Source organism: Pseudoalteromonas rubra, from assembly GCF_001482385.1.
GTDB lineage: Bacteria > Pseudomonadota > Gammaproteobacteria > Enterobacterales > Alteromonadaceae > Pseudoalteromonas > Pseudoalteromonas ardens.
The window spans coordinates 16,110-40,700 of the sequence record NZ_CP013611.1 but is presented as its reverse complement, the minus strand read 5'-3'; the positions used below and the strand labels follow the sequence as shown (position 1 = coordinate 40,700).

General features: G+C 48.1%; 22 protein-coding genes. 7 read left to right on the top strand and 15 right to left on the bottom strand.

Annotated features, from left to right (window positions below):
- The first annotated feature begins 24 nt into the window (after positions 1-24).
- Positions 25-570, top strand: coding sequence for a hypothetical protein (locus tag AT705_RS00180; protein ID WP_157576618.1), 546 nt, complete (start codon positions 25-27; stop codon positions 568-570).
- 371 nt (positions 571-941) lie between these two features.
- Complete coding sequence (locus AT705_RS25620) at positions 942-1,142, top strand: hypothetical protein (RefSeq protein WP_058794987.1); 201 nt, start codon at positions 942-944, stop codon at positions 1,140-1,142.
- A 130-nt stretch (positions 1,143-1,272) separates the two neighbouring features.
- On the opposite strand, the gene AT705_RS00170 is transcribed toward AT705_RS25620, so the two are convergent.
- The 8 genes from AT705_RS00170 to AT705_RS25610 all read right to left on the bottom strand — a co-directional run bounded on the left by AT705_RS00170 (position 1,273) and on the right by AT705_RS25610 (position 9,416).
- On the bottom strand, positions 1,273-3,204 hold the full coding sequence (locus AT705_RS00170; RefSeq protein ID WP_058794986.1) for a diguanylate cyclase domain-containing protein: 1,932 nt from the start codon (positions 3,202-3,204) through the stop codon (positions 1,273-1,275).
- Positions 3,205-3,421: 217 nt separating this feature from the next.
- Positions 3,422-4,465 (bottom strand): type III polyketide synthase, encoded by a 1,044-nt coding sequence (locus AT705_RS00165; protein WP_058794985.1) that lies wholly within the window; start codon positions 4,463-4,465, stop codon positions 3,422-3,424.
- 473 nt (positions 4,466-4,938) lie between these two features.
- Positions 4,939-6,213 carry a S41 family peptidase gene (locus tag AT705_RS00160; RefSeq protein ID WP_058794984.1) on the bottom strand — a complete coding sequence of 425 codons (1,275 nt, stop codon included), beginning with the start codon at positions 6,211-6,213 and terminating at the stop codon, positions 4,939-4,941.
- Entirely contained in the window at positions 6,210-7,160 is a 951-nt protein-coding gene (locus AT705_RS00155) for a GlxA family transcriptional regulator (protein ID WP_058794983.1), read from the bottom strand. Before AT705_RS00155 ends, AT705_RS00160 begins: the two co-directional genes overlap by 4 nt.
- Before the next feature lie 701 nt (positions 7,161-7,861).
- Positions 7,862-8,224, bottom strand: coding sequence for a hypothetical protein (locus AT705_RS00150; RefSeq protein ID WP_058794982.1), 363 nt, complete (start codon positions 8,222-8,224; stop codon positions 7,862-7,864).
- Between the two features lie 388 nt (positions 8,225-8,612).
- Positions 8,613-8,834 carry a hypothetical protein gene (locus AT705_RS00145; protein WP_058794981.1) on the bottom strand — a complete coding sequence of 74 codons (222 nt, stop codon included), beginning with the start codon at positions 8,832-8,834 and terminating at the stop codon, positions 8,613-8,615.
- A 225-nt stretch (positions 8,835-9,059) separates the two neighbouring features.
- Entirely contained in the window at positions 9,060-9,239 is a 180-nt protein-coding gene (locus AT705_RS25615; protein WP_058794980.1) for a hypothetical protein, read from the bottom strand.
- Positions 9,240-9,242: 3 nt separating this feature from the next.
- Complete coding sequence (locus AT705_RS25610; protein ID WP_237113757.1) at positions 9,243-9,416, bottom strand: putative inorganic carbon transporter subunit DabA; 174 nt, start codon at positions 9,414-9,416, stop codon at positions 9,243-9,245.
- Positions 9,417-9,790: 374 nt separating this feature from the next.
- On the opposite strand from AT705_RS25610, the gene dgt reads away from it, so the two are divergent.
- The 3 genes from dgt to AT705_RS00125 all read left to right on the top strand — a co-directional run bounded on the left by dgt (position 9,791) and on the right by AT705_RS00125 (position 13,032).
- Complete coding sequence (gene dgt / locus AT705_RS00135; RefSeq protein WP_058794979.1) at positions 9,791-11,251, top strand: dGTPase; 1,461 nt, start codon at positions 9,791-9,793, stop codon at positions 11,249-11,251.
- Positions 11,252-11,529: 278 nt separating this feature from the next.
- The gene (locus tag AT705_RS00130; RefSeq protein ID WP_010385841.1) at positions 11,530-11,739 is read left to right on the top strand and encodes a cold-shock protein; all 210 of its coding nucleotides are present in this window, start codon (positions 11,530-11,532) and stop codon (positions 11,737-11,739) included.
- 156 nt (positions 11,740-11,895) lie between these two features.
- On the top strand, positions 11,896-13,032 hold the full coding sequence (locus tag AT705_RS00125; protein ID WP_058794978.1) for a hypothetical protein: 1,137 nt from the start codon (positions 11,896-11,898) through the stop codon (positions 13,030-13,032).
- Between the two features lie 188 nt (positions 13,033-13,220).
- Here the strand turns inward: AT705_RS00125 and AT705_RS00120 are convergent, their stop codons facing one another.
- The 7 genes from AT705_RS00120 to AT705_RS00090 all read right to left on the bottom strand — a co-directional run bounded on the left by AT705_RS00120 (position 13,221) and on the right by AT705_RS00090 (position 20,128).
- A complete protein-coding gene (locus tag AT705_RS00120; RefSeq protein ID WP_058794977.1) occupies positions 13,221-13,718 on the bottom strand; it encodes a GNAT family N-acetyltransferase in 498 nt (165 codons plus the stop codon).
- Between the two features lie 145 nt (positions 13,719-13,863).
- Complete coding sequence (locus AT705_RS00115) at positions 13,864-15,222, bottom strand: DUF3526 domain-containing protein (protein ID WP_058794976.1); 1,359 nt, start codon at positions 15,220-15,222, stop codon at positions 13,864-13,866.
- Positions 15,209-16,648: an ABC transporter permease gene (locus AT705_RS00110; protein WP_058794975.1), complete on the bottom strand. Its 1,440-nt coding sequence runs from the start codon at positions 16,646-16,648 to the stop codon at positions 15,209-15,211. Before AT705_RS00110 ends, AT705_RS00115 begins: the two co-directional genes overlap by 14 nt.
- A 39-nt stretch (positions 16,649-16,687) precedes the next feature.
- Positions 16,688-17,410: an ABC transporter ATP-binding protein gene (locus tag AT705_RS00105; protein ID WP_058797869.1), complete on the bottom strand. Its 723-nt coding sequence runs from the start codon at positions 17,408-17,410 to the stop codon at positions 16,688-16,690.
- 163 nt (positions 17,411-17,573) lie between these two features.
- A complete protein-coding gene (locus tag AT705_RS00100) occupies positions 17,574-18,026 on the bottom strand; it encodes a hypothetical protein (RefSeq protein WP_010385831.1) in 453 nt (150 codons plus the stop codon).
- 9 nt (positions 18,027-18,035) lie between these two features.
- Complete coding sequence (locus AT705_RS00095) at positions 18,036-19,301, bottom strand: MFS transporter (RefSeq protein ID WP_237113756.1); 1,266 nt, start codon at positions 19,299-19,301, stop codon at positions 18,036-18,038.
- A gap of 5 nt (positions 19,302-19,306) precedes the next feature.
- The gene (locus tag AT705_RS00090; RefSeq protein WP_058794973.1) at positions 19,307-20,128 is read right to left on the bottom strand and encodes a nicotianamine synthase family protein; all 822 of its coding nucleotides are present in this window, start codon (positions 20,126-20,128) and stop codon (positions 19,307-19,309) included.
- Positions 20,129-20,294: 166 nt separating this feature from the next.
- Here AT705_RS00090 and AT705_RS00085 point away from each other — a divergent pair, with 166 nt between their 5' ends.
- Together AT705_RS00085 and AT705_RS00080 are read left to right on the top strand one after the other, a co-directional pair.
- On the top strand, positions 20,295-21,467 hold the full coding sequence (locus AT705_RS00085; protein WP_058794972.1) for an efflux RND transporter periplasmic adaptor subunit: 1,173 nt from the start codon (positions 20,295-20,297) through the stop codon (positions 21,465-21,467).
- The gene (locus tag AT705_RS00080) at positions 21,464-24,568 is read left to right on the top strand and encodes an efflux RND transporter permease subunit (protein WP_058794971.1); all 3,105 of its coding nucleotides are present in this window, start codon (positions 21,464-21,466) and stop codon (positions 24,566-24,568) included. Before AT705_RS00085 ends, AT705_RS00080 begins: the two co-directional genes overlap by 4 nt.
- Positions 24,569-24,591 lie beyond the last annotated feature (23 nt).

Here is a 24,591-nt window from a genome sequence, read left to right as displayed (position 1 = left end):
TTTGATGTGATCAATCAGGCCGGTGTGAAAGCCACTTATTACGGTTCTCCGTCTCTGGATTTCAATGGCTGGTATGGGCACTGGGTTGATGCGACGGAGCAAAGCGGTGACTTTGAACTAACCATAGGTGACGGCACGGTACCTAACCGCGCTTGCCAGCTGGCGGACGAAAAAGTCGATATCAGAGGCTTTGAAGTAGCGACGACCAGCCACGGTAGTATTAACCACCTTAATGATGGCGTGGTTGTTTATAGCTACAGCCATGTTTGGTGCTCTAAAGAGAAGCAAGAGTCAATCTATGTCACTTTGCCTCAGGCAGAAGCCGTGTCTAAAATCGCACTTGCACAAGGTTACAATCACACCACAACCTGGGTAACCACCAGCTGGAAACTGTATGGTAGTAACGACAAACAAGTGTGGACCCCAATTGGCTCTGGCGACAAACCCGACTTTCCCGCCATGTCTGAGTACTGTCTGGGATCAAAGGCACATTACCAATATTACCGTCTCGACGTATCCAATGACCTGGGCAACTACCTCAGCTTAGGCGAGTTGGAACTGTATAAGTAAATAAAAATGACTTGCTGGCCGATTCACCCCGGCCATTATCACTCCGACTATCCAGTCGCACTAGCTGCAAATGGTGCCTTCATAGACGGAGTAACAGATGTTATTTACCCAAAAAAGTGATTTGCTGCTTTATTGACCTGAAACTACGGTGCATTATTTGCCGCAATTTTATACAGAGAACTGAAACAATGAAAACTTAAACTACCCTATTATTCACTCTACTGGCCACTTTCAATACCTTAACGTTTGCCAGTGTTAAAGGTTCAGGTAAAACAACGGTTACAACATTAATTACTTACTCAAAGTACGGTCAGGGCGATATCGTATTTAAGCTTGCAGCACCTGAAGAATCTTGTGCAGATGGATACTGGATGAAAAAGCCGGACCCCGGTTTTGACGCTAATTTATCGGTTTTGTTGTCTGCTTATCACGCAAAATCAAAAGTGATCGCACGCGGCCATGATGACCAAATCTGGGGTGGTTCATCCGGTAGATACTGCCTGCTCTATTCAATCGAGCTCTACTTGGCTGCCCTGAATAGTGAACGGGAACCTCATGGCGCCCGTTCTTAATTGTTCATTGTGGTACTTTAATCCTCAACGCGCCTTACCGGAATATACCAACTTCTCCAGCCACCACTTATATTACGCTCCCGGCGTCTCAAGTAAGTGCTCTCTAATGTGACCCCACACTTTGTAACAACTAACGGATCTCTTCAGGCATCACAACTTGATCCCGGCCATTGTTCTTAGCCTGATACAAACACTGATCGGCGCATTTAAATGCCCCATCAGAAGCCCCCAATTGCAGCACGCTCATTGCCTCGCTTACACCAAAAGAGGCGGTCACTCGCAGCGAAGTGTCACCCAATTCAAAGAGCTCTTCTCTCAGCGCATCAACCATGTTTTGAGCAAAGTCCCGAAAAGCATCGCGCTGTTTAGCTACCATCAGAAACTCCTCACCACCCCAGCGTACAAACAACTCATCATCGGCTACAAACTTTTGTAACCGGCCCGCGGCTTCACTGAGTACCCAGTCTCCCTTATCATGACCATAGGTGTCATTGATCTGTTTAAAGTGGTCCAGGTCAATCACCACCAGCCGGTATTGAACCTCAGGCCTCAGCTTGTTTGGCCATGCCACCTCCTGCTGATACAAACGACGATTGGCCGCTTTAGTGAGTGGATCTACAAAGCTTAGGTCATACAGGCGACGGTTTTCTTTACTCACTGCTCTGGCACGCAGCGCCAGCCACCCTGACCCCGCAAGCGCCAGGAGCAGCCACAGAACCAGTAATCTGAAACGCTGCTTATCCAGTAAAAGCTCAAGCTTAGATAAACGACTTTGCGCACTCAACAAGTCTCGTTCCTGGGCTATTTGCTGCACCTCCAGCGCCGTATCCAGGGCAATCAACTCATTCATAGTCATGGTTTTTTCTTCTATCCGGGCATTTTTAAGTAATGCTAATGCCGCTTGCGCTTCACCCTGTCGCTCAAGCACCTCAGCAAGGAAAAGCCGACTTTTTATTAGCCAGCGAGCATGGTTGAGCTTACCAAAAACCGCCATCGCCGAGTGCGTTGCCGCATGTGCTTCATCTAAACGGCTGCTCGCGTAGTAAGCAAAGCCCAGCTCCAGTAAACAGATCCCATGCTGCATTGGGAATTTTTCAGCACTGGTCATCGCAACGCACTGACTGGCTTTTTGCGTCGCACCACCCAAGTCTTTTTCCAGATTAAGTAGTCTGGCCTCATTTTTAAGCGCGACAACCCGATAAAAATCGCTCACATCCTCATCCAGATAACTGAGTGCCTGCTCGAATTTTTCTCTGGACTGGACGGCCTGATCTGCACGGTTATGGGCAAAAGATTGGTTAAATAAAATTAACGACATGTACTCTGGCGTAGCATCTGCATACTGGCTGTAGTGTTTTTCAGCCTGGCTCAGGTATTTTAACGCGTTGTCCCACTGCTCCAGATGCACGTACAACAGACCGAGGTTATTGTGCAACAGCGCACGCAGTCGGTGTTCGGGTAACGCTTCAAGCTGTTTAATTCCTTTAAGAAAGTACTGCTGCGATTTAACCAGTTCATTGGTCGAGTTAAACACCACACCAGCGGTATTATAGACCTCCTTTAAAAGGAACCCGACCTGGTGTTGCTGAGCAACCGCCACAGCCCTTAAAATAGCAGAACGCGCGGTTGCAAGATCACCGATACGCAAGGCCGTTTTTGCCTGCGCCTGGGCAACCCAGGCTTCCAGCCAGTAGAGCTGATGTTGGCTCGCAAGGTCTGTCAATTGCTCGTTTAGCCTGGCCCGCTCGGGATCATCACGGGTTGCACGCCTGTGGACCCACATCACATACACTTGTTCAATGGGCACCAGCTCATGAGCGCCTTGTTGCCAGCGCGTCAGTTGTGCTAACGCCGCTTGCGGGGAATCTGAGGCCAGTTCATAAATGTCGAGCAGCGGGTGTGCTGATTGCAATTGCTGTAACTGAACCTCGGGGGGCAATACTGAGGACATCCGGGATGGTCGTTGTGTGGTTGAACTGTGAAACCAAAAAGTATCCAGTGTTGCCACGATTAACACAGAAATAAAGAATACGCTCAGCGCAAGAAAGGCTTTTTTGTACATGATCCTGAACATTAAAGGATAATCGCTAAATTATACAATAAAATCACAGTCCTGCCTGAGATTGTGCATGCCAAAATCGTCACGGGTCAACATCAAAATCATCGTTCGGGTTAGCAACAGGTCAGCAATAAATGGCGAAAGTTGACTCGCGCTGATCCGTCAATTCGATCAGCTGCAAGTCAGTTCTTTTTATCTTACGTTAAACCCTAAACGCATTTTAATGCCATACACCAATGCTCATCTCCGAGGTGAAACCTGGGCCAAACGCTGCAAGCAGGCTGGCATCACCACACCTGGCTGAATCAAAGGTACGCTTAAGTACATCAATCACTGCAACACTCGAGGTGTTACCCGTTTCAGCAAGACAATCGCGAGAGCGTGATACCATATCAGGCTCAAGCGACAAACACCTTACCAGCTCATCAAGAATACGCTTACCACCAGTGTGAAAAATCGTGCTGTCTACCTGGTTTGCATTGCGCGATAAGCTGCGCTGACAAAACGATTGCAAATATGGCGCAACGTGTGGGATCGAATGCATCACCTCTTTATCTAACGAAAACTTAAAGCCCTGATGCGTAATGTCATATTCAATATAGGGAATGGTATCTTTAATCGCCACACTCTGGTTGTTAATAAGCTTAAGGCCAGATACCAGGCTATCGCCCCGCATTACCACCGCAGCTGCGCCATCGGCAAATAAAGCGTCACTGATAAAGTCCTGCAACCGGTTGGCTTCTTTATGAAAGCACAATGAGGATGTTTCAACACAGACGATCAGCACATTGCTGTTTTTTCGGCTCTGACAATATTCAAACGCCCGCCCGATTGCCGACGCACCAGCCACACACCCCAATTGTGCAACCGGGATTTGTTTGGTTTCATTACGTAAACCCAACCGGTTGATCAGGTGGGCTGTTAAAGAGGGCATCATAAAGCCGGTACATGAGGTGGCGATCACCATATCTATGTCCTCAGGGGCAACCTGAGCATTTTCCATCGCCTCAGTAGCAACTGTTTCTGCCATTTCAATGGCGGCCTCTTTATAGCGTGCAGCCCGCGCACCAAAATCCTGAAGTTTCACAACCTCTGTCAGAGGTAAAATCAAATGTCGATTTTTTACCTCTGTATTTTGGATCATCTCAAAAGCCCGTTGTTTATACGGACTATCCGGGTGGCAAATCTCAATTACGGTCATGATGTCATCTGCATTGACAAGGTGTTCAGGATAAAAAGTCGCAGGTTTGCATAATGTGGTCATGTTGTATCTCCTTTTGAATTCTTACAAAAAGACCTGACCGCCGCAAAAAACTTTCACAAAAATAAAAAATAAAATTAACAGCGTGGAATTTTGAAACATTTATTTATCTTACATAAAATCAAGCCACTAGAGCAAAAAATCGCAATAAAAGGTTAATTAATAATTAATAAAAAGGAAATGTGTTCAGATCGGTAACACTGTACATTAACTGCGCGTTCAATCTGGTGAACGTAACAACTAAAGGAATGAACATGAAACTGACGCTAAAAAAGACATCAATTAAACATCTCTCGACAAACGCCAGGCAAATACACCAGGCAGATACACCGCAAGTCGCCGGTGGCACCTGGAGTCCGACAGTACTGTATGCCTGTGCCACTTCTTTATGCTACAGCCGCTTCATATGCTCATAACCTAGTAACGCGTTGAGCAAATGTGCTCTGCCGCACCTAAGTACGCGACAGAGCTTTACTTTATTCAGCTAACGCTGGCACGGTGTTACCCGCAATCAGCATGCCATTCAATCGCACCAGCAGCTCAGTGAGTACCGTATCCCTGCCGCGCCGATAATCATCCCAGCTCGGTTCAATATGGATATCGGGATACACAGAATCACTTTGTTCTGCAATAAACGGATAGTAACGCTTAGATAAGGTGAAACGACGGCCAGAATTAGGCATTAAAAACTGACTATTTTCCGCAAAATGATTTGGGTCGCCTCCGGTTGGTGTACCAACTACCTGAGCGTTCAAAATTTGCCTGAACTGGGCCGTATTCGACATTGCGGCAGAAAATGTCACACTATCCGTCAGCACATAAACGCCTCGCATCCAGTCAATCTGGTCCAAAGGCAGCAAACAGGCAGACAGTGCCAGGCCCGAGTAAAAATTCCCGCCACTGTTGCCCCTGAAATCAATGATCAGATAACGTGAGCCAGCCGACTCAAGTGTTGATTGCAGTGCATCACAACGCAACATTACCTGCTCAGGAGTTGGGTAAGACGCAAAGTCAAAATACGCCGCTTTTTGATTCTCTAATAGACTCAATGTGATCCCTGGCATCCCGATATCTTGCGCAGTTAACTTAGGTTCCACACGTGAATAAGCAGAACTCAGCTTGCCAAACTCCTGCATACTGACCGGAGAAATCTGTAAGGTTTTTTCGTTCGTGCCAGCGATAAAGTGAAAAGAGGCCGGTAAACCCTGTTTAACGATGCCAAGGCCCAGCAGCAGCTTATGTAAAGACAGGTAGTATTCAAAGCTGCTTTGCTCGCTGAATTGGTTGTCCACTCCTGGGAGCACAGGTGCAAGTTGTGTGTAAAGCTCAGCAACACTCAGACCATTGATTGAATGAAGCTGGGTACCGATTAACCCACGATACTCAGAAGTGGCGTCTACCACTTTCAAAGTATCGCCAAAAAACTTAAAGCGAAACGGAAAGTGTTGATGCGGTCCCGACATCATCAAATAATTACTATGGCCGTCCCCTATCGCCCGGCTTATTGCCATTAACCGGGTTTCAATCTGGGCTTCGTTCAATTCGGGCAGATCCGTTTTAAGCGTTTCGATCCTGCGCTTAAAGTCTCCCTCCGTGAGCGTGTGAAATGGATGAATATGCCGGACTTTTACCTGATGTGCATAAAAATCAATGTCAGTGATCCAGGCCTGTTGCTCTGCTTCATTAAGCGGAGTCGCAGCAACATGCGTCACGCAGCAACCCAGCAAGAGTGCTTTAACCCAGTCATTCATCGGTTAATCCCCTTAGTGTATTGCGACGGAGATACGCCAAACTGTCTGATAAATGCGCGTCTGAAACTGTCATAGTTATTAAACCCCAGCTTACCGGCCACATGTCGCAGACTGATGTTTTCTTCTGATAACAGATCACGGGCATGGTTGAGCTTAAGCACTTTAAAATAATGGCTCGGAGTGCAGTTCAGGTGCTGCTTAAACAAACGGGTCAGCTGTCGCTCGCTGAGATGGCAAAACTCAGCCATCCTTGCGACAGAAACGGATTGGTTAAGCTGCGTAGTCAACCACTCCATAAGCGGAGAGAGCTTTAAGCTATCACCCGATTGCAATGCCAGAGCATCTGAGTACTGACGCTGATTCCCTGAGCGTTGCAAATACACCACCAGATCTTTGGCAACTTGCGCAGCAACACTGTTACCATGATCCTCACGAACAATGGCAAGTGCTAAATCAACCCCGGACAACACACCAGCTGACGACCAGATGTGTTTATCCTGTATGTAAAGTGGATCTGGTGAAATGGTGCAGTGGCCATGCTGCCGGGCCAGGCTATCACAATGCCGCCAGTGCGTGGTTAGCGTTAAGGCCTTTTGTGGAAAAAGCCGGGCAAGAACGAATGCGCCGGTGCATATACTGAACACGCGCTGAGCTCTGCCCGCCAGTTCAGACAGTCTCTCAACCTGCCAGGCACTGAGTAACAACGTGCGCATGCCATTGCCCCCACAAATGATCAAGTCGTCAACTGCAAACTCGTCTTCCAGACCAAAATCAGCCTGAACTTGCTGGCCATAAACCGTTGTTACAGGACCAGTCTCTAAACTCAATAGCTTACATTCATACGCATTGGACACATAGGAATTGGTCTCCATAAACGCATCTAAAGGTCCAAATAAATCCAGTGCCTGAAATCCATCAGCGATAAAATATACTTGTTTTCTTGTCATGCTTTACTCCTTGGCACACATCATAACCCACCCTAATACGTCGCTTAATGCATTTTAACGACAAAAAAAGACATTCTAAATGGTAGGATTCCAAGATAAGACCCTGTGTGGCTTTATCATACAGCCGATATCACAGCGTAATTTTCTAGAGCACTGATACTGGATATTATCGACTTCCGGCACTTTAAACTGATGGCAGTATAGTGGTAGGTAAGACAAGGCTCAGATAATACCGCACAGGCCTGATGTTCATGGTCAATGCTGCATCTACTAGGTGTGTTTTCAGCAAGGAGTCTTAACGGCCAAAAGGAACACACAAATCTGAGTTCATGACCCAATAAAGCAAAAATAGCTTTCACCAATTCCAGTTCTGAACCGGTGTGGTTCTGCTTACCTCATACGAGGGTTTAGTCCAGCCAACGGAGGCATCTAATACATCTGCAACTACAAGGTTGCGAACGCCAGAGCAGATAGATATCAGCATGCTATAGATAATAAGCCACTGCGATAAATTAAATGCACCTGCCAGCTTCCTTCAGTACTTATAATTTAGGGAGTTTACCCAGGCTGCAATGCTAATAATGAGAAGATTTACATCTTATGTAATAAAACGGAGGTTTAATCTGCTTTTGAACGCAGGGATGATTCAAAAATACAATACAGGGCTGACTGTGCAGCCCTGAAATAAAATCAGCGCGGCTTTAGATATTATTAAACAAGCTAGTCGCCCACGCTTTCTCCCACGAACCATCCTGGAACAGAATAATTGCCGTTGCTGCATGTACTGTGTTAGCAGAAGTTTGTACCGTACATGAAGTGCTGCTAGACACACCACAGCTGGCAGCAGCGCCATCCCAAACGACGTTACTCACTGCTTTGTCCGATATAATTTTATAGGTTGTGCTGGCAGTTTCCGAACCAAACTCAACCGTATAACAGGTGTAACCGCCATAATCACGGTTGTACTGCGCTTCACCAATTTCGCAATCCATAGACGCAGCCATCGCCTGAGCACCAATGAATGTCGAAGCAACTACAAGTCCCGCTTTAATTAATTTTTTCATTTTAAACCTTATCCTTAGATTATTAATATAATCCCATGTTGGGAACACTGAGATAGTGACCTATACCCACCTGAAATCACCTTTATTCTGACATAATGACGTCGTTCATAGAGGAGATCGCAAGTGCCTTTAATAGGCACAACCCAGCGCACACACAATACGATATTTTTTGACTATACATCTGTTAAATAAATGATAACTGAAGTGACAAAATGTTTCGATTGAACCAGGGGCCCTGTAGTTTGAATGAGTATGGCTGCCTTTCGAGCCAGCGCCAGGTCAGACAACTGAGGACGGTTAAATGGTGGATTTAAGGCTGACAGGAGAAACCCTGTCAGCCTTATCTGAGCTTAAATAAGATGCTTAATCCCTGCACTTATGTCGCAGCTTACACATCACTGGCTGGTGTATCACTAGACAGCACCGCTTTTAATTGCTGTGCCAGTGCCCGACGTTTTTCTATATCAAGGGCGTGGTTGTCTGAGCTAAGTTGCTCAGCGGCTTCAAGCACCAAAGGCTCCAGCTCAGCCATTTTATCGCTAAGTGCTTTGAGTTTTAGCTGTGTCTCTGACCAGTGCCCGGCCTGAATTTTAACGATATCTCCCGACATGCTCACTCCCAAATTATGTGCTGATGACACTCGCATTCATTCCCTCTGCCCATGCTGACATTAACACAGATACTCTTAACTGTGGCAGATTCAGGCAAATATACCAAGGCGATTGACAATAAAAAAAGCGGCAACCCGGAGGTTGCCGCTTCGTGCCCCACAGCTTTGTTCTGGTATCATGCATACCAGAAGTCAAAGACACAGTACTAATTTCTGTTCTTCACTTTACCTGTCTTCGGGTGCAAACACAGGCCACCAGCGCTGATGGTAAAAACCACTTATCTCGCCTGACGGTTGCCACTGAAATACGCACAGCCATTCGTTATCGATCAACTGCTGAACCACTTCATGACGAGATGCAATGTCTTTAATTGCCGATTTAGGCGCTGCCAGATAGACGGACAATCGCTAAACCTGATGCATCCAGTCGTGTCCGTTATGTAACGACTGCATCGCAAGGCCTGTCCTGAGATCTCCGCCATCCCCCTCAAAAATACCGATATTACCGCCAACCGCATTATGTTTACGTCTAAGGCCAGATCTGGCTGTTTGATACCGTATCGACCGGATGCACTTGCTCAAAGACAAAAAAATTTTTTTCAGTCGCTTAAACGTATCTATCTACCCAACCGACCCCACCATAGAAAGTGACGCTATGGCCGAATTCGAAAATGCCAGTTAACGGGCGCCGACATTCAGCGAAACTGCACCATGCTTGTTTGTGAACGAGGGGCCACCTAGCTGGGCATCAACAAACCTGGGCACTGGGGCGGCTCATATCAGCCTATTACGGTTGATATGAAATTGGCAGACAAAGAAACCCACAAATCCCATAGCCTGTATGGCTCCATTTGCGCTTCCAGACCCCGGCGATAAATTACAGAGCGTAACCTAATGCATTGCTTTGTGGATAAAAAACAGACAACATAAGGGTATGAATTAAATCATAAGGAAACATGGTGACGACCTTCAACTGTAAGATCCGCGCGGATCGCCCCTACGAATTTTCAAGCAAGCTAAGCAAACAATTTGAAAGTGACCGAAACCGCATTATTACGTCGGCTGCAATCCGCCGGTTGCAGCAAAAAACCCAGGTTTTTCCTCTAGAGCGGAACGCTGCGGTACGCTCCAGACTGACGCATTCTTTAGAAGTACAGCAGGCCGGGCGCTATATCTGTCAGCTGATCTGTGAACAGCTCGACGAGCAATCCATTGTCGGCGAGTATGAACTTATGCTGGAGTCCATTGTCGAGATGGCCTGCCTGATGCACGACATAGGTAACCCACCCTTTGGGCACTTTGGCGAGGCAGCGCTGAGTGACTGGCTGGGGCAGCATATTGCCGGTATTTACAAAAAACTCAGTGGTAAGGCGATGAGCCCCGACGTACTCAGGGATCTGACGCATTTTGAAGGCAATGCGCAAGGGATCCGCCTGGTGCACACATTGTTAAATCTGAACCTGACTTATTCGCAGGCCTCAGGGATCATGAAATATACCCGTTGCGGTGCTGAAACCCCTCCTGAAGAGAGTGACACGCTCAATTATCTTAAAAAGAAAGTCGGCTTTTATCTCAGTGAGCAGGAGTACATTGGCAAACTCAGACATGCACTGGATATTGCGCCGGGTTGCCGCTCTCCTTTTTCGTACATCATGGAAGCCGCAGACGACATCTCTTATGGCATGGCCGATCTGGAAGACGCAGTTGAAAAAAACATACTGAGTTACCAGCAACTCAAGACCGCCCTAAAGGACACCTATCGGGCACTCAGTGGAAGTTTGCCCGCTTCAGAACAGACACTGATGGCCGACATCATTAAAAAAGCCACCGAAAGAACAGAAAAAATTGCAGGCAACCACAGCCAGTTCTTTATTTTCTTGCGGGTTCAGATTAACCAAAAACTGCCACAGCATGCTGCCCGGCAATTTATCGATAATTTTGATGCCGTGATGCGTGGCCAGTTTAACCAGGCCCTGATTGAAGATGGCAGTGACTGCCACCTGCTTATCAAAACCTTTAAAGAGGTCGCCAGAGAACTGGCCTTTGCCCACCCAGAGGTCGAAGGGCGAGAATTACAGGGCTATCGGGTTATCAGTGGCCTGCTGAGCGTTTATGAACCACTGCTGCAGCTGGGTAAAAATCAATTTGCCACACTCATGGACATCGAGATACCGGCAACGACTTATGTTTCCAGGATCCCGATATACTCCGCCAGACTCTTCAAAAAGTTACCCGAGAAGCACAAGCAGGCCTATCGGAGCGCACTCAACAGTGACACGATGAACGCTATTATGCCTGACCCTCAGGAACAGGAGTTTTACCTCAGAGTCAGATTAATCATTGACTACATCAGCGGTATGACTGATCAATTTGCCTTTGATGAGTATCGTGCGTTTCAGGTTATTGACGAAATATAATCAACGACCTGATGTTATGCCGGTTTTTCTGGTGTACTGTGAGCAACTTTGTTCACAGTACACTAGGCGATAAATTTAAAATTTGTACAAATAGTACTAGACAGGCCCGGTTAGTCTCTGTAAAGTAAAGGCCGCTAGAAAGAAAGTCGATATTTACATCCTACAATTCGTTGTATTACACTTCGTAACGCAACCTGCAGTATTTAAGTTTCACCACTACTTTTGATGCATTCACACCTATCGAAGGTTAATTTTTATTTATATTACAGGTTAATACTATGTCTAACACAGTTACTGGTACAGTTAAGTGGTTCAACGAGTCTAAAGGTTTTGGTTTCATTTCTCAGGAAAATGGCCCTGACGTATTCGCTCACTTCAGCGCTATCCAAGGCGACGGCTTCAAAACTTTGGTTGAAGGCCAGAGCGTAGAATTCACAGTGTCTCAGGGTCAAAAAGGTCCTCAGGCTGACAAAATCGTAGTTCTTTAATTACTACGCATTTTGTAAAAAAAGCGAGCTAAGGCTCGCTTTTTTCGTTTCTATTCCCTCGTCCCAATGCCAATGCATGAAAAATATGCATCTTCATAAATTTGTCACATCCCCCTGAGCTGCTAGCCTTGAGAGAACCACTCAAGGAGAGTCATCATGAAAGCACGGATTGCGCTATTAAGCGTAGCACTGGGTTTGTGCAGCCCCACTTTTGCACACACATTCAACCCCCTCACCTTTACCAGTCAGTTTTACTATGACGGCCTGATCATGACGCCAGACGGCAAAGGCTACTTTGGCCAGCAATGGGTTGAAAATGCCACTGAGGTTACCCTCTTCCCTAAAAATGGCAATACCGCCTTGTGGACGCTGACATTAACGAATGCTCAGGGTCAGCCTATTGTGGGCGAGCCAGTCGAAATCAGCGCAGCACCGCTCACACTGACCGCACCGCAGTGGCGCGAACCCTCTGGCATGGCTGCGCGATTTAGCAGCAGCGTGCGGACTAAAGTACTTACCCGCATTGAGCAAGGCCTGTTTCGTCTGAAAGCACCGTTTGAGATATCAAGCCCGGTGACAGATGCGCGCGGACAAATCAGCGTCTCGATAGACAATTTTCATAGCTGTGGTAACGACAGCGTACCGGGCTCAGATCAGTTTGTCGCCCGGGCAGGCACGCAGCAACTCACTCTAACCGTTAAATGTGCGGTAACTGGCCTGGTTGCTATCCCGGACACGCCTTCTCAGGGGCTCACTACCGCAGGGCTAGTCGGCCGTCATTTACACCCGGACTTATTGTCGGCATTGCAAAGCCTCGGCCGCACCTGGCACGCCAAACCCGATAAACCCGCGGGCATGCCAGACCACTTAACCATTACCGGTGCGACCATGCGCTGGGGCGGCATAAATCCTCCCCACTTTACTCATAAGTTTGGCGGCACTGTCGACATTCGCCCGATTGGCACACAAGCTGGCCCCATTAGTGTTGGTGATGCGGCATATGATCGTCAGGCTACACAAAGCCTGGTTGATGCACTGGTGCAACTTGGCGCAACTCAAATCATCTTTGCCGATAACCTGACCGGGGTGACTCAGGTCAAAGCCAATCACAAAAACCATTTACATGTGAGCTTTCTGAGCGAACCTCTTGAGCCCTGGCACAGTGAAGCTTCCGACACAGATGATGAAGGCCTGCACTGGCATCATTACGACGACATTTACGATATTCGGTATTTTATTCCAAGGGTAAAGCAGCTCAGCCCTAAAGCCTTCCAGTTTGACCTTCGGCAATAAAAAGCAATGCACTGACGGACTGCGGGACCTGCAGTCCGTTCTAGATGGGAAACTCGTAGTGAAGCGATAACCCTACTATTTATTTAAATACTGTGAAGTACACTACTTCAAGTGAGTTAGGTCAGCTCAGCAAAGTGACGGACAAATCGCAGGCTGAAAAGCCGCGCTTTATACTCACAAGCTGGTTGCTAATTCTGTTCAAATACCTTGCCAAACAAACGCGCATCAAACAGCTCGCCATCTTTATAAATTGCTTTGCGGCGCACACCCTCAAATTCAAACCCCGCTTTTTCCAAAACCCGTGCTGAACGGATATTTTGCTCAAAAACAACCGCTTCAAGCCGAACCATCTCTGTCGTGGATTCAACTTCGGCCATCAACAAGTCAAGTGCCCGGCCAGTAATGCCCCGCCCCCAGTATTCTTCAGCTAACCAGTAGCCGACTTCTGCGCTGCGGCAATACTCGAACGTGCCTGGCCGCGCGCCGATACACCCGATCAGCACACCATCCAGAATAATGGCTCGCGTTATCCCTTCTCTGCTCCCCGTATTGATCCACCACTGTGCATCAGCCGCAGTGTAAGGAAACGGCACTTTAGGCGACAGATATCGCACCGTAACAGGATTGTTTAAATAGCAAACCAGGTTTTGTTCATCTGCGGGTTCAAATAATCTGAGTGATAACATGCACGTCCCTTAGCGAATTGGATAAATGTTGGAAACAATCATCCTACTGCGCGTCACCTAATTCGACAACACCCTTTTTCACCAATTATTCATGTCATCTGATTAGAACATACGGGCGAATACCGCCCGTATGATGTGAGGGAAGCTAAAGCGGTTTTAGCTGTCGTATCCTGACTACCGACAGCGCAGAGATGGCCAGTACGAATAAAGCACTGATCAGCAATTTCCACAGCCCACTGGCCGCTTCCATCGCCTGCGCTTTAAACAGTGGAAAATCTTCCACATCCTGACGTGTCACTGGCTTATCAAAAAACATAAAATCGTAGAAGAAATGACGCATGGCACGGTGATAATCAGCGACCTGTTGCTGGTATTTCAACTGATAACCGCTACTGGTATGGGCCAATTCATTCAACGAAAGCTGAAAGAATAAAGCCGGAGACAACACACTCAGTGTTTGTAAATGGGCCTGGCGAGCCTGATTGTTCTGTATATGCTCTTCAACAAGAGTCTGCACCGCCAGATCGCTCATATGCTGCTGCGCATAATACCATTTCCAGTCGAATGCCTCACCCAGAGGCGCCGTATTCTGCCACGGTGTTTCATGCGTCAGAAACTCATCCAGCGTAGCTTGCTTGTCCTTATCCCAGCCATCATTGAGTGTCATGCGCTGTTGCAGTGTGATCTCAAGCGGCGCATCACTTTGATACTGACCAGACAAATACAAGTGCACAGCGCCGGGGATCAGCAGCGCCAGTACCACCCAGCTACTCAGATAAGCCAGACTATTCACCACACTGTTTTTACCAAAACTCATGACCAAGGTTGCCAGTGCAAACCAGAACACCATATACAAGCTGGTCGCCCCCAGCACTATCCAGAACAGGCCATCAAATGGCAAAGACAATATCAGGGCAGCGCTGAGCAGCAAGGTAGCCACCAACAACCAGATAACCATAAACCGCAGTGCAATCTGCTTGGCAAGTAGCCCAAATGCGCTGTTAGGCAGCGCGTTAAGCAATCGCCAGCGACCCGCATGTTGCTCGTCAGAGATCAAAGTCACTGTCAGTATGCCTATTACCAGAGGCAAAAAATAAACCAGTACAAAACCCAGATCCAGGCCACCTGCCCGTTGCTGAGCCGGATTGACAATCTCACGATTGAAAATCTGGCTTTGCAATGCCGTTGCGCGAATTTTCGTGGCAACCATAGACGACGGGGTCTCGCCCGCAAACAAAGCGGCCCAGGGGCTCAACTTCCACTCAGTCGGGGCACTGGCATAGTACGCCAAAGATCCCGCTGCGGGCAGCGTTTCACGGCTATTGACATGTTCCCGCTCTTTTTGAAACACCACCATAGATTTATACTGGTCGATGCGTACCGACTTGTAACCAAGCGCTCCCTGGTAGATGGCGAACACCCCCGAGACGATAAATAGCACCAAAACCAGCTTGTTAATGGTGCCGGCAAACAAACGCTTGCATTCGAGTTTAAACAGCAGCATAGATCCTCCTCTGCATCCCGTTTGAGTTCAGGAAAATAAACAGGGCAATAACCGCCAGCAGCGGCAAAGCCCAGGCCAGAGAAAACGCGCTCAATGACCAGCTCAGCTTCGGCAAAGTATAATGAAACGCATCAAACTCCTGCCAATAGGATTTATCAACCCGTTGTGCTCTGTCATCGTGATGGTGGATCTCATGAGTGTGTAACTGATTCAATTTTTGGATCCGAGCGTATCGGTGCGCTTCAGCCTGCTGCTCAAAGTCCAAAAAGTGTCGGGTATCTGTCCGGGTTAATGCCATTGAAAAATCGCGTACAAACAAATAGGGATTGATCCAGTAAAACTGACTGACAAACTGACGCTGCGCGTCAAATTGTGCGACTTGCTGCTGATAATGCTTTTTGTAAATCTCGGCATTGAGCTTTTCACCTTCCTGCATCACCAGCCCTTTATAGTTAACCGGCAATTCCTCGACTGAAGATACGCCATATTTTTTCAGGGTTTCTTCGCGAAATTTACTGAAGTAGGGATCGTCCGGGTTATGACTGTCTCCGACTTTACGGTTATCCAGCTTGATAGCCAGCTCAAAGTCATTGCGTTTTTGATGTGGATACTGATGATGGGCAAATTCCGCCAGCATACGTGGCATCAGAATGGTTAGAATAAACCAGATTGAAGTCAGCAATACAAGCGCTTGTTTCGGGGCTTTCACCAGGCTTGAAATTAAGAGTGTTACTGCGATCCAGAACAGACAATATAGCAGGTAAGTCCCAAATAACAGCAACAGCCTGAGCGGTGCTTCTGCCGAAAACTGTGCGCCGGTACCTGCTGCAAGGCCCAGTGCCAGAACAAACACAGGCAAGATAAACATAACAGATACAAGCAGATAGCTAAGGCTTTTGCCAGTGATTAACTCACGAAACGACACACCCATAGACATAAGCTGTCTGAGCGTGCCACTTTTTTGCTCTCCACTGACGCTGGCAAACCCCAACGCAATAATCAGCAGTGGCCAGATGATCAGCAAAATATTGGCACTACTGAGCTCAGAAAACCGTAATAAGGTGCCGCCATCCTGATCGTTGGCAAAATTAGCGCTATTTTGTTTATGCGCCTCCAAGAAGATACTGTCGCCCACCCAAGCATTCACACCCAGGTCAAAAAAGCTGAGCGCACTGGGAGGACGGAACGCAAAGTGACCAAAGTGTGCCACCCTATGAGGGTGCCTGTCTGGTTGTGCATTCCACTGTTGCTCAACAATTTCCTGCGCTTTGGTCTGGGTATGTACACTGTGTTGGTACTGCTGCCAGCCAGTAAACAAGGCAACCGCCAGTAATAACTGGATCATAAAGAAGAGCAGCCACAGGCTGGGGCTTTTGCGTTTACTGGCCAATTCATGGCGACAGATCTGCATTATTTTATTATTCATAGATAAGACAATTCCTGTTTAAACATCGACGTCGCAGCATTAGCTGGCTGCACGTATCGCCGTTTTCCCTGAAATAAGTTCGTGATAGGTAGTTTCCAGGCTACTCAGCGGCAGCTTGTTGTTATCCAGCAGGGTCAGTAGTTTGCCTTTATCCATGATGCCGATTTTGTCGGCCAGAGTATGCGCGCAGTAAAAATCGTGCGTTACCATCAAGATAGCAGCGCCCTTTTTTGCCAGTCGCTCGATAATGCGGATAAATTCCAGCGTCGCACTGGGATCCAGTCCGGATGTTGGCTCATCCAGCAGCAACACTTTGGCCTGGCGCATAATCGCAAAGGCAATACCGACCTTTTGTCGCATGCCTTTTGAGTAGTTCTTTAAAGATTGTTTACGGGCATTTTGTTCCAGACCGGTTTCATCGAGCGCCGCATGGATCTGTGACTCACTCACGGATAGTCCCGACAGGCTCGCCAGATATTTCAGGTTATCAATGGCATTGAATTCCTGATACAAATTAACCTGCTCGGGCAAATACACCAGCTTATCTTTACAACTGGGGCCCTGGTGCACATCCACTGAATCGATCAACGCCTGACCACTATCGGGCTGTAAAAAATTTAGAAAGATATTCAGCGTGGTGCTTTTCCCCGCGCCATTGGCACCCAGCAGACACATTATCTCGCCCTGCTCAACTTTAAAGCTCAGCTCGCTGATCACCTGTTTATCTGCAAATGATTTGGTTAACTGTATGGCTTCTAACACAAATAGTACTCCCTGATACAATAAAAACCGCGCACGCCATGTTGTTCCGATAAAGTCCACAACATTCAGCATGGGCGGTTTGGTAAGACGTAATCAACGTCATGTTTGGTTATAACATAACACCAAATAACTAAATAGGAACAGTTTTTATTTCTCTAAGGTATTAACCTATGGGCACCAGAAAGCTCGCAGTCCCTGTAAAAGCGCCGCCTTCAACGTGGATCTGACCATTTTTGTAATACACAAGATTATCCGACAAGCGCTTTTTACAGTGCTTAGGGAAGAAGCCTTCAAAGCGAACTTCTTCGGTTGTATTGATAGTGCGCTTGAACTTAATGTCCAGATCTCTGAGGTAGACTTCCCCCACTTTTTCGGTCAACTGGTTGTCCCAACAGCCGTAAATAATGCCAAGCTGAGAGATCCAGATCATGGCACTTTGCGCACTGAAATGAAAACGGCCATCTCCGGGCATTTGAAAATGCTCAACATTAATGCGACCGTCAATATAACCGGGCTCTAAAGAGACAGAACTAAAAGACATACGCTCCTCACGCCAGCCATTTTCGAGATAGTCTGACATATAGGCTCGTTGCTGCGCTTGAGTAAGTTGAATCATGGTTAATCCTTACTTTGATGTGGTTGGACTGGTTGTTTGCATTTGGGCATGGACATCGCGTGTTGACATAAACAGTGTGTTGCATATGGCAGTACCTAAGCCGATCACGACCAAACAATACCAGGCCAGATCGCCACTTAAGCTGGCATAATCGAATGCCACTCCAACCACTGCGCTGCCAGCTATCAACCCGACTCCGGCAAACAAATAAAAAAAACCGTAGTGTGTAGCCACCGACTTATCCTTTGCCAGCACAGAAATCTGGCTCATGATAAAAGGAAAACTCACCATAGTACCAAGCGTAAACAGGACGGCAAGCAGGCTCATTGGCAGGTAATACAATGTACCGCCCTGATAAGGCCAGACCGGGATCAAGGTGGCAAAAGACAGCCCCATCAGCGCTATGCCGATGCTGATCCACTGATCAGGAGAAAGATAACGCTCGCACAACCGCGTGACCGGAAATTGAAAACAAATAGAGATAAGCGCACACAAAGTCAGCACCCAGGCGACATCTCCCGGTGCACCTGACTGATTGACGATATGTAGCGGAATAGCAAATGAGATCTGATTAATCAGCATAAAATAGCCGGACATGATCAGCGAAAAGAGGATGAATGTGCGATTACCCAGCACACCTGCAATCATGCCTGATACGCCGCCTTCCTTCGAGGTTTCCTTTGCTGACGCGTTGCTCGTTTTAGCCTGTTTACCAGGCAACAACACGATAAACAGTAATGCAAACAGCGCAAAAGGTAACGCTGAGACCACGCATAACACGTCAAAGCTGACACTTAGAAGCAACAAACCACACACCGGACCCAATAGCTCACCGCCATTTCTGGCCACGCCCACCAGCGCAAACATTTGCGCACGACTCAGCTCAGTTTGTTTAGAAAAGTAAGATTGGGCAGCTGGAGTAAACAAGGCACCAGCAAAGCCGGTCAGAAAAGCCGCTAAAAACAGCACCTCTGTGATCTGAGAGAACAGAAACAGGCAAAACCCAAGTGCCCGAAGTAAACACCCGATCACTATCAGCTTCTTCACGCCAAACAAGTCGGCCAGCAAGCCACCAACCAAAAACAGCCCTTGCTGGCAAAAAGAGCGCACACCCAAAACCAGTCCAACCAGGGTGGCGCTCAGCAGCAAGTCTTGTTTGAGGTAACCCGCTAAAAACGGGATCAACATGTAAAAACCGAGGTTAAACACAAAGGCTGCGATGAGCATCCAGCGATATTCCGCGCTGAGCCTCAGGTAAGATGTAATAATCGACATAACAACTAAACCGGCTTGTGAGCAATCAATATTGAATGAAAGTTATCGGCATAGGTCTGGATCTTCAGTTTCAGCTGAAATGGTGCCAGCCCGGTCTCATCCACACTTGGATATAACAAGGTGCGCAGATTAAAGGCAGTGCGAACTACCAGTTGCGCGCCTGGGCGCATTTGCTCATATAAGTGCGCAATAATTTTATCTTTGAGCTGCGCATCTCCGACCAGAGCGGCAAGCCAGATCACATCGTACTGGGCCAGATCGGCCTGATCACAGATATCATTGTGGATAAAGCCCATCTGATTATCAGCTGACAACGCGCCACAAACCTGCTTGCCAAGCAACAGGTCATCCTGTTGAATATCCAGGTTGTCAACCTGTAACCCGGCGTTATACAGCGCCATGGAAGTCAGTGGTAATGCACCGGAACCGACCATCAAGACCCGCTTTACCGGCTCAGCCGCGAGCGAATTAATGGCGTTAATTTCCAGACCCGTAGCGCGCTGATAATGTTTGAAATACGGATACTCTTCACGCAGTACCTGCTCTGGCGTATCGCTGTTAACAAGACGCTCTGCCCAGTGTCGCTCGTACATACTGGAAGCCAGGCTAAACAAGTGTTGGATCTGAGGTTTAATGGCCTTGATTTTGGCCTGTGCCAGAACCTGCTCGGCAAACTCACTGCCGTGCTCATTGGATAGCAAACCCAGAAACCGGTCGAAGACCGCCATGGTTTGGGCATTGATGGTTAGCGTCTCCATGTTATGAATTTGCTCATAAACGTCCACAATTTGCGAGGCGTGGATCCCTACGTGATTCGCGATAGTCATAAGTAAGTCACTACTGTACTGTTCCGATTTTATGTTATAACATAACTCACCAGTTATTTATGTGTAAACCACTTTATTCAATAATTTTTAATTAAGTGAGTCACTTACAATTCTTACGAAACAAATAATTTACGATGGAAGTTAAGTGGCAAGCAGGGAAATCTTCATGGACACAAATAAAAATAAGTCTTTTTATCATCTAGTTAAGCATCGTTCAGTTGTCCTGCTCCTGGTCCTGCTTATGGGCAGTTCAGCCTGTGTTGCTTTAGTTACGCTCGCTAAAACCCCCAAAGAGGATCAGGTTCAGCAAACCGTGCTGCCACAGGTATCGAGTACAGCCCTTGTACCCGTAGATCACCAGACCACGTTGAACTTGTCAGGGGTCTTAAAACCAGCCGAGCAAACAGACGTTGCCTTTGAACTCTCTGGCAAAATTGCCTGGCTAAACGCCGGGTTCATTGAAGGCGGGATTATAAAAAAAGGGGACGTGCTGGCCAGACTTGACCCCTTCGATTATCAAACTCAGTTACTCAACAAGCAGGCAGAGCTTGCACTCGCGCAGGCTCGCCTGTCTGAGCAAATCGCATTGGCTGATGTGGCAAAGAAAGAATGGGCTACAAGTGCACACGTCACCGATCTTGCACTCAGAAAGCCTCAGGTTGCTAGCGCCCGAGCACATCTAAAAGCAGCGGAAGCAGAATTGGCACAGGCTAAAAAGAACCTGGCACGCACCCACTACTACGCCCCTTACGATGCTTTGGTTGCAAAACGCGATACTGGCCTTGGTCAGGTTATTCAGGCAGGTCAGCCACTCGGCCAGCTCGTCAACCTAAGTTATGGTGAACTTCATGTACCCGTCGCTCAGTTTGACCAGCCATTTTTACCGCCCCTGCCAGCAGCAGATGTCAGGATAGCAGCTGGAAACAATCAACGCACCGGCATACTCTCACGCCATACCGGCCTGCTCAGCGATACCACCCGAATGGCCTATTATGTGATCAGAATAGACGACCCTTATGCGCTTCACAGCGCATTACCTGCTATACACTTTGGTCAATTTTTGCAGGCTGAAATAGCCGGCATCACACTTAAAAACATTCTAAAAGTACCTCAGGAATGGGTTAAAAACGACACACTCTGGTTACTGAGCCCAGAACAAAAGTTAGTGCAATATTCCGCTAAGGTGCTACGCAGAGAGCACAGTAGTGTGCTGATCAGTGCCCCGCCCCAATCAGATTATCAACTGGTCACTCAACTACCTGATTATCCCCAAACGGGTATGCAAGTGCGCGCCCCTGCCCCACATACCCAGCTGGCTGTTAAAGGGGACATACAATGAGCCCCCCAAGTAGACTGATCGGCTATTTTGTCCATCACCCGGTCGCCGCTAACCTGCTGATGCTGTTTATCGTTTGTATGGGCTTGCTGAGCTATCAGGGGATCCAGCGACAAACCTTCCCTGTCTCCGACAACAATAAAATTGTTGTCACTGCCACCGAGCTGGGCGCATCGGTCAAAGAAATAGAAGAAAATATACTGCTTAAGATTGAACAGGCGCTCAAGCCTCAAGTTGGCATTAAACGTCTCGCCAGCCAGGCAACCCCGTCGCGTGGGCGAGTTGAAATAGAGCTGGAACGCGATCAGGTTTTAGCCCATCGTCTTGATGAAATCAAAATGAAGCTGGATTCCATTGCCACCTTTCCACCAGACATGGAGCCACTGCAAATCGTTGAACGCGCGCAACGCCAACGCGCGCTGAGCGTGGTGTTATCCGGCCCGGATAACCCTCTCGAACTGAGAAAGCTTGGTAATGAACTAAAAGAAGAATTACTGCAACTTGACGGGATTGCACATGTCGACCTCTCGGCCATTCCCGATTATGAAGTTGCGATTGAGCTGTCACCACTTCGGTTGCGGGAATACAACCTCAACCTTTCAGATGTTGTGCGTGCAATTCAGACACAGGCCGACAATGTGTCAGCTGGTGAAATAAAAACCGCGCGCGGTAACATCTACCTCAGACTGGCACAACGAGGCTATCAGGGCTCAGCCCTGGCCAACACGCCCATTATCACCGGCCCTTTAGGCGAAACCGTACAGCTGCGCGATATCGCAACCATCAAAGATGGATTCCGTGAAACCCTGGATGCCGGGCGCTTTAATGGCGAGCAGGCCGTTTACATCATGGTACTGGCGGCCAAAGAACAGTCGCTCACCGATGTGGTTGCTCAGGTTAAAGCCTATATTGACTACAAACGCCAGACACTGCCTGAACATATCAACATCTACGAGTTTGTTGATGTGACCTTTTACTTGCAGGGTAGACTCAATATGATGCTGGAAAACCTCGCTCAGGGTGCCATTCTGGTGTTTATTGTGCTGGCCGTATTTCTACGTACCCGGCTTGCTATTTGGGTGATGCTGGGTCTGCCTGTTTCCATGCTGGGCGCTTTCTGGCTGATGCCGCTAATCGGGATCACCATGAATCTGGTGTCCTTATTCGCTTTTATCATGGTGCTAGGTATTGTTGTAGACGACGCCATAGTGATAGGTGAAAGCGTCTGCGAGGAAGTTGAGTCAAACGGCCACTCTCCACAGCAGGTGATAAGAGGAGCACAAAAAGTGGCTATGCCAGCCACCTTCGGGGTACTGACCACCATCGCCGTCTTTATGCCCTTTATGTTCAGCAGCGGCCCTAACTCAGGCCAGTTCATAGCCATCGCTGGTGTGTGTATTTTGTGTCTGTTTTTCAGCTTAATTGAATCTAAGCTCATCCTGCCTGCACACCTGGCTGCAACCAGTTTACCGCCCAAGCCAGCTGATCACTGGCGTAACCGATTTAGTAGCAAGCTTCAACAACTGCTGAACAACCATTATGCCCCGTTGCTTAAGCACTGTATTCACTATCGCTATGCGGTCATCGTTGGATTTGTGTGTTTGCTGGTTCTGGCAATTTGTCTCATCATCAGCGGCTTATTGCGCTTTACGCCCGTTCCAAAAGTGCCTCATGATTATCCATCAATTAATATTCAGATGGATCACAGTGTGTCCGAAGCACACACTCTAGCCGCCGTTGAGCAAATTGAAGCCCTGATCAACCGTGTTGAGCAAGATATCCGAACCCAGACCGGTAAGCCAATGATGGATGTGATGTATACCCGCATCGATCACCTGACGGAGGCCGAAGTAGTCGTTCCTTTGGTACCAGAAGCAGAGCGCCCATTTGATACCTTTGAACTGGCCAGGCGTTGGCGGGAACAACTACCAGATATACCCGGTGTAAAAAAGCTGACCATAGAATCCGATGTGATCGACATTGCCGAGAAAACGGATCTTGAGTACCGCTTGTTTGCTAGTGATGCTGAAACCCTTTACCAGGCCAGCCGGGCAATGATCGACAAACTGAATAGGATCAGCGGCGTTCACAGCGTCTACTCCTCGCTTGATAGTGCGCAGACTGAGTATCAGATCCAACTAAAGCCACTGGCGCATCAGCTAAACCTGAGCGCAAAAGACGTTACCCGACAAGTGGGGGCGCGATTCTATGGGCTTGAAGTGCAACGCGTCATGCGTGAAGGCCAGGAAGTCGTGTTCAAGGTGCGAGGTGCACAGGCCGACCGTCAGCAATTGAGTGCCCTGGACCACACGCTGATCACTTTGCCAAATGGCGAGCAGGTGTTCTTTGGCGATGTGGCGCGTACCGTTGAAGTACCCGGCTTTTCGAGCATCCGCCGTGAGCAGGGCTATCAGGTTGCCACCATCAGTGCCAATGTGGACGAACAATACACAAGCATTGCTCACGTAACCGAACACATTGAGTCACAGCTGCTGAGCGAACTGACTCAGGCCCACTCTGGGTTAACCACTCAGCCTGGCGTCACACTGCAAGCACAGCGACAGGAACAAAGTCAGGTACTGGTATTTGGCCTGGTTGGATTACTGGTCGTCTATTGTTTGCTTGCACTGCCGCTGCAAAGCTACCTGCAACCTGTCCTGGTGATGTCTGTGATCCCCTTTTCCGTGGTCGGTGCACTATGGGGACATTATCTGCTTGGTTACAGCCTCAGTATGATGTCGGTTTTTGGTATTGTTGCGGCAGCTGGGGTGGTGATCAATGACTCCCTGGTCATGACGGATGTGATCAACCGCCACAGAGCAGCCGGACTGGATATTAAAACTTCGGTTATCCGCGCTGGAATTGGCCGCTTCCGGGCCATCTTGCTCACCTCACTGACCACCTTTTTAGGACTGGTGCCGATTATGTTTGAGTCGAGCCTGCAGGCACAGTTTGTTATCCCAACGGCCATATCACTGAGCTTCTCAGTGTTGTTTGCAACCGCGGTTACACTGATTATGGTGCCTTGTATGTATGTGATGCTCGAAGATATTAAAGAGATGTCTGGCTCCCTGCTGAGACCAATCAGGCGTCTGTTGGCCTAGCATCGAAAAGCCCGGCAATCAGT

Bases quoted from the DNA above. Each gene is read 5' to 3' on its own strand.
- AT705_RS25620 (WP_058794987.1), top strand. From the start codon at position 942: ATGAAAAAGCCGGACCCCGGTTTTGACGCTAATTTATCGGTTTTGTTG.
- AT705_RS00170 (WP_058794986.1), bottom strand. From the start codon at position 3,204: ATGTACAAAAAAGCCTTTCTTGCGCTGAGCGTATTCTTTATTTCTGTG.
- AT705_RS00165 (WP_058794985.1), bottom strand. From the start codon at position 4,465: ATGACCACATTATGCAAACCTGCGACTTTTTATCCTGAACACCTTGTC.
- AT705_RS00160 (WP_058794984.1), bottom strand. From the start codon at position 6,213: ATGAATGACTGGGTTAAAGCACTCTTGCTGGGTTGCTGCGTGACGCAT.
- AT705_RS00155 (WP_058794983.1), bottom strand. From the start codon at position 7,160: ATGACAAGAAAACAAGTATATTTTATCGCTGATGGATTTCAGGCACTG.
- AT705_RS00150 (WP_058794982.1), bottom strand. From the start codon at position 8,224: ATGAAAAAATTAATTAAAGCGGGACTTGTAGTTGCTTCGACATTCATT.
- AT705_RS00145 (WP_058794981.1), bottom strand. From the start codon at position 8,834: ATGTCGGGAGATATCGTTAAAATTCAGGCCGGGCACTGGTCAGAGACA.
- dgt (WP_058794979.1), top strand. From the start codon at position 9,791: ATGGTGACGACCTTCAACTGTAAGATCCGCGCGGATCGCCCCTACGAA.
- AT705_RS00130 (WP_010385841.1), top strand. From the start codon at position 11,530: ATGTCTAACACAGTTACTGGTACAGTTAAGTGGTTCAACGAGTCTAAA.
- AT705_RS00125 (WP_058794978.1), top strand. From the start codon at position 11,896: ATGAAAGCACGGATTGCGCTATTAAGCGTAGCACTGGGTTTGTGCAGC.
- AT705_RS00120 (WP_058794977.1), bottom strand. From the start codon at position 13,718: ATGTTATCACTCAGATTATTTGAACCCGCAGATGAACAAAACCTGGTT.
- AT705_RS00115 (WP_058794976.1), bottom strand. From the start codon at position 15,222: ATGCTGCTGTTTAAACTCGAATGCAAGCGTTTGTTTGCCGGCACCATT.
- AT705_RS00110 (WP_058794975.1), bottom strand. From the start codon at position 16,648: ATGAATAATAAAATAATGCAGATCTGTCGCCATGAATTGGCCAGTAAA.
- AT705_RS00100 (WP_010385831.1), bottom strand. From the start codon at position 18,026: ATGATTCAACTTACTCAAGCGCAGCAACGAGCCTATATGTCAGACTAT.
- AT705_RS00095 (WP_237113756.1), bottom strand. From the start codon at position 19,301: ATGTCGATTATTACATCTTACCTGAGGCTCAGCGCGGAATATCGCTGG.
- AT705_RS00090 (WP_058794973.1), bottom strand. From the start codon at position 20,128: ATGACTATCGCGAATCACGTAGGGATCCACGCCTCGCAAATTGTGGAC.
- AT705_RS00085 (WP_058794972.1), top strand. From the start codon at position 20,295: ATGGACACAAATAAAAATAAGTCTTTTTATCATCTAGTTAAGCATCGT.
- AT705_RS00080 (WP_058794971.1), top strand. From the start codon at position 21,464: ATGAGCCCCCCAAGTAGACTGATCGGCTATTTTGTCCATCACCCGGTC.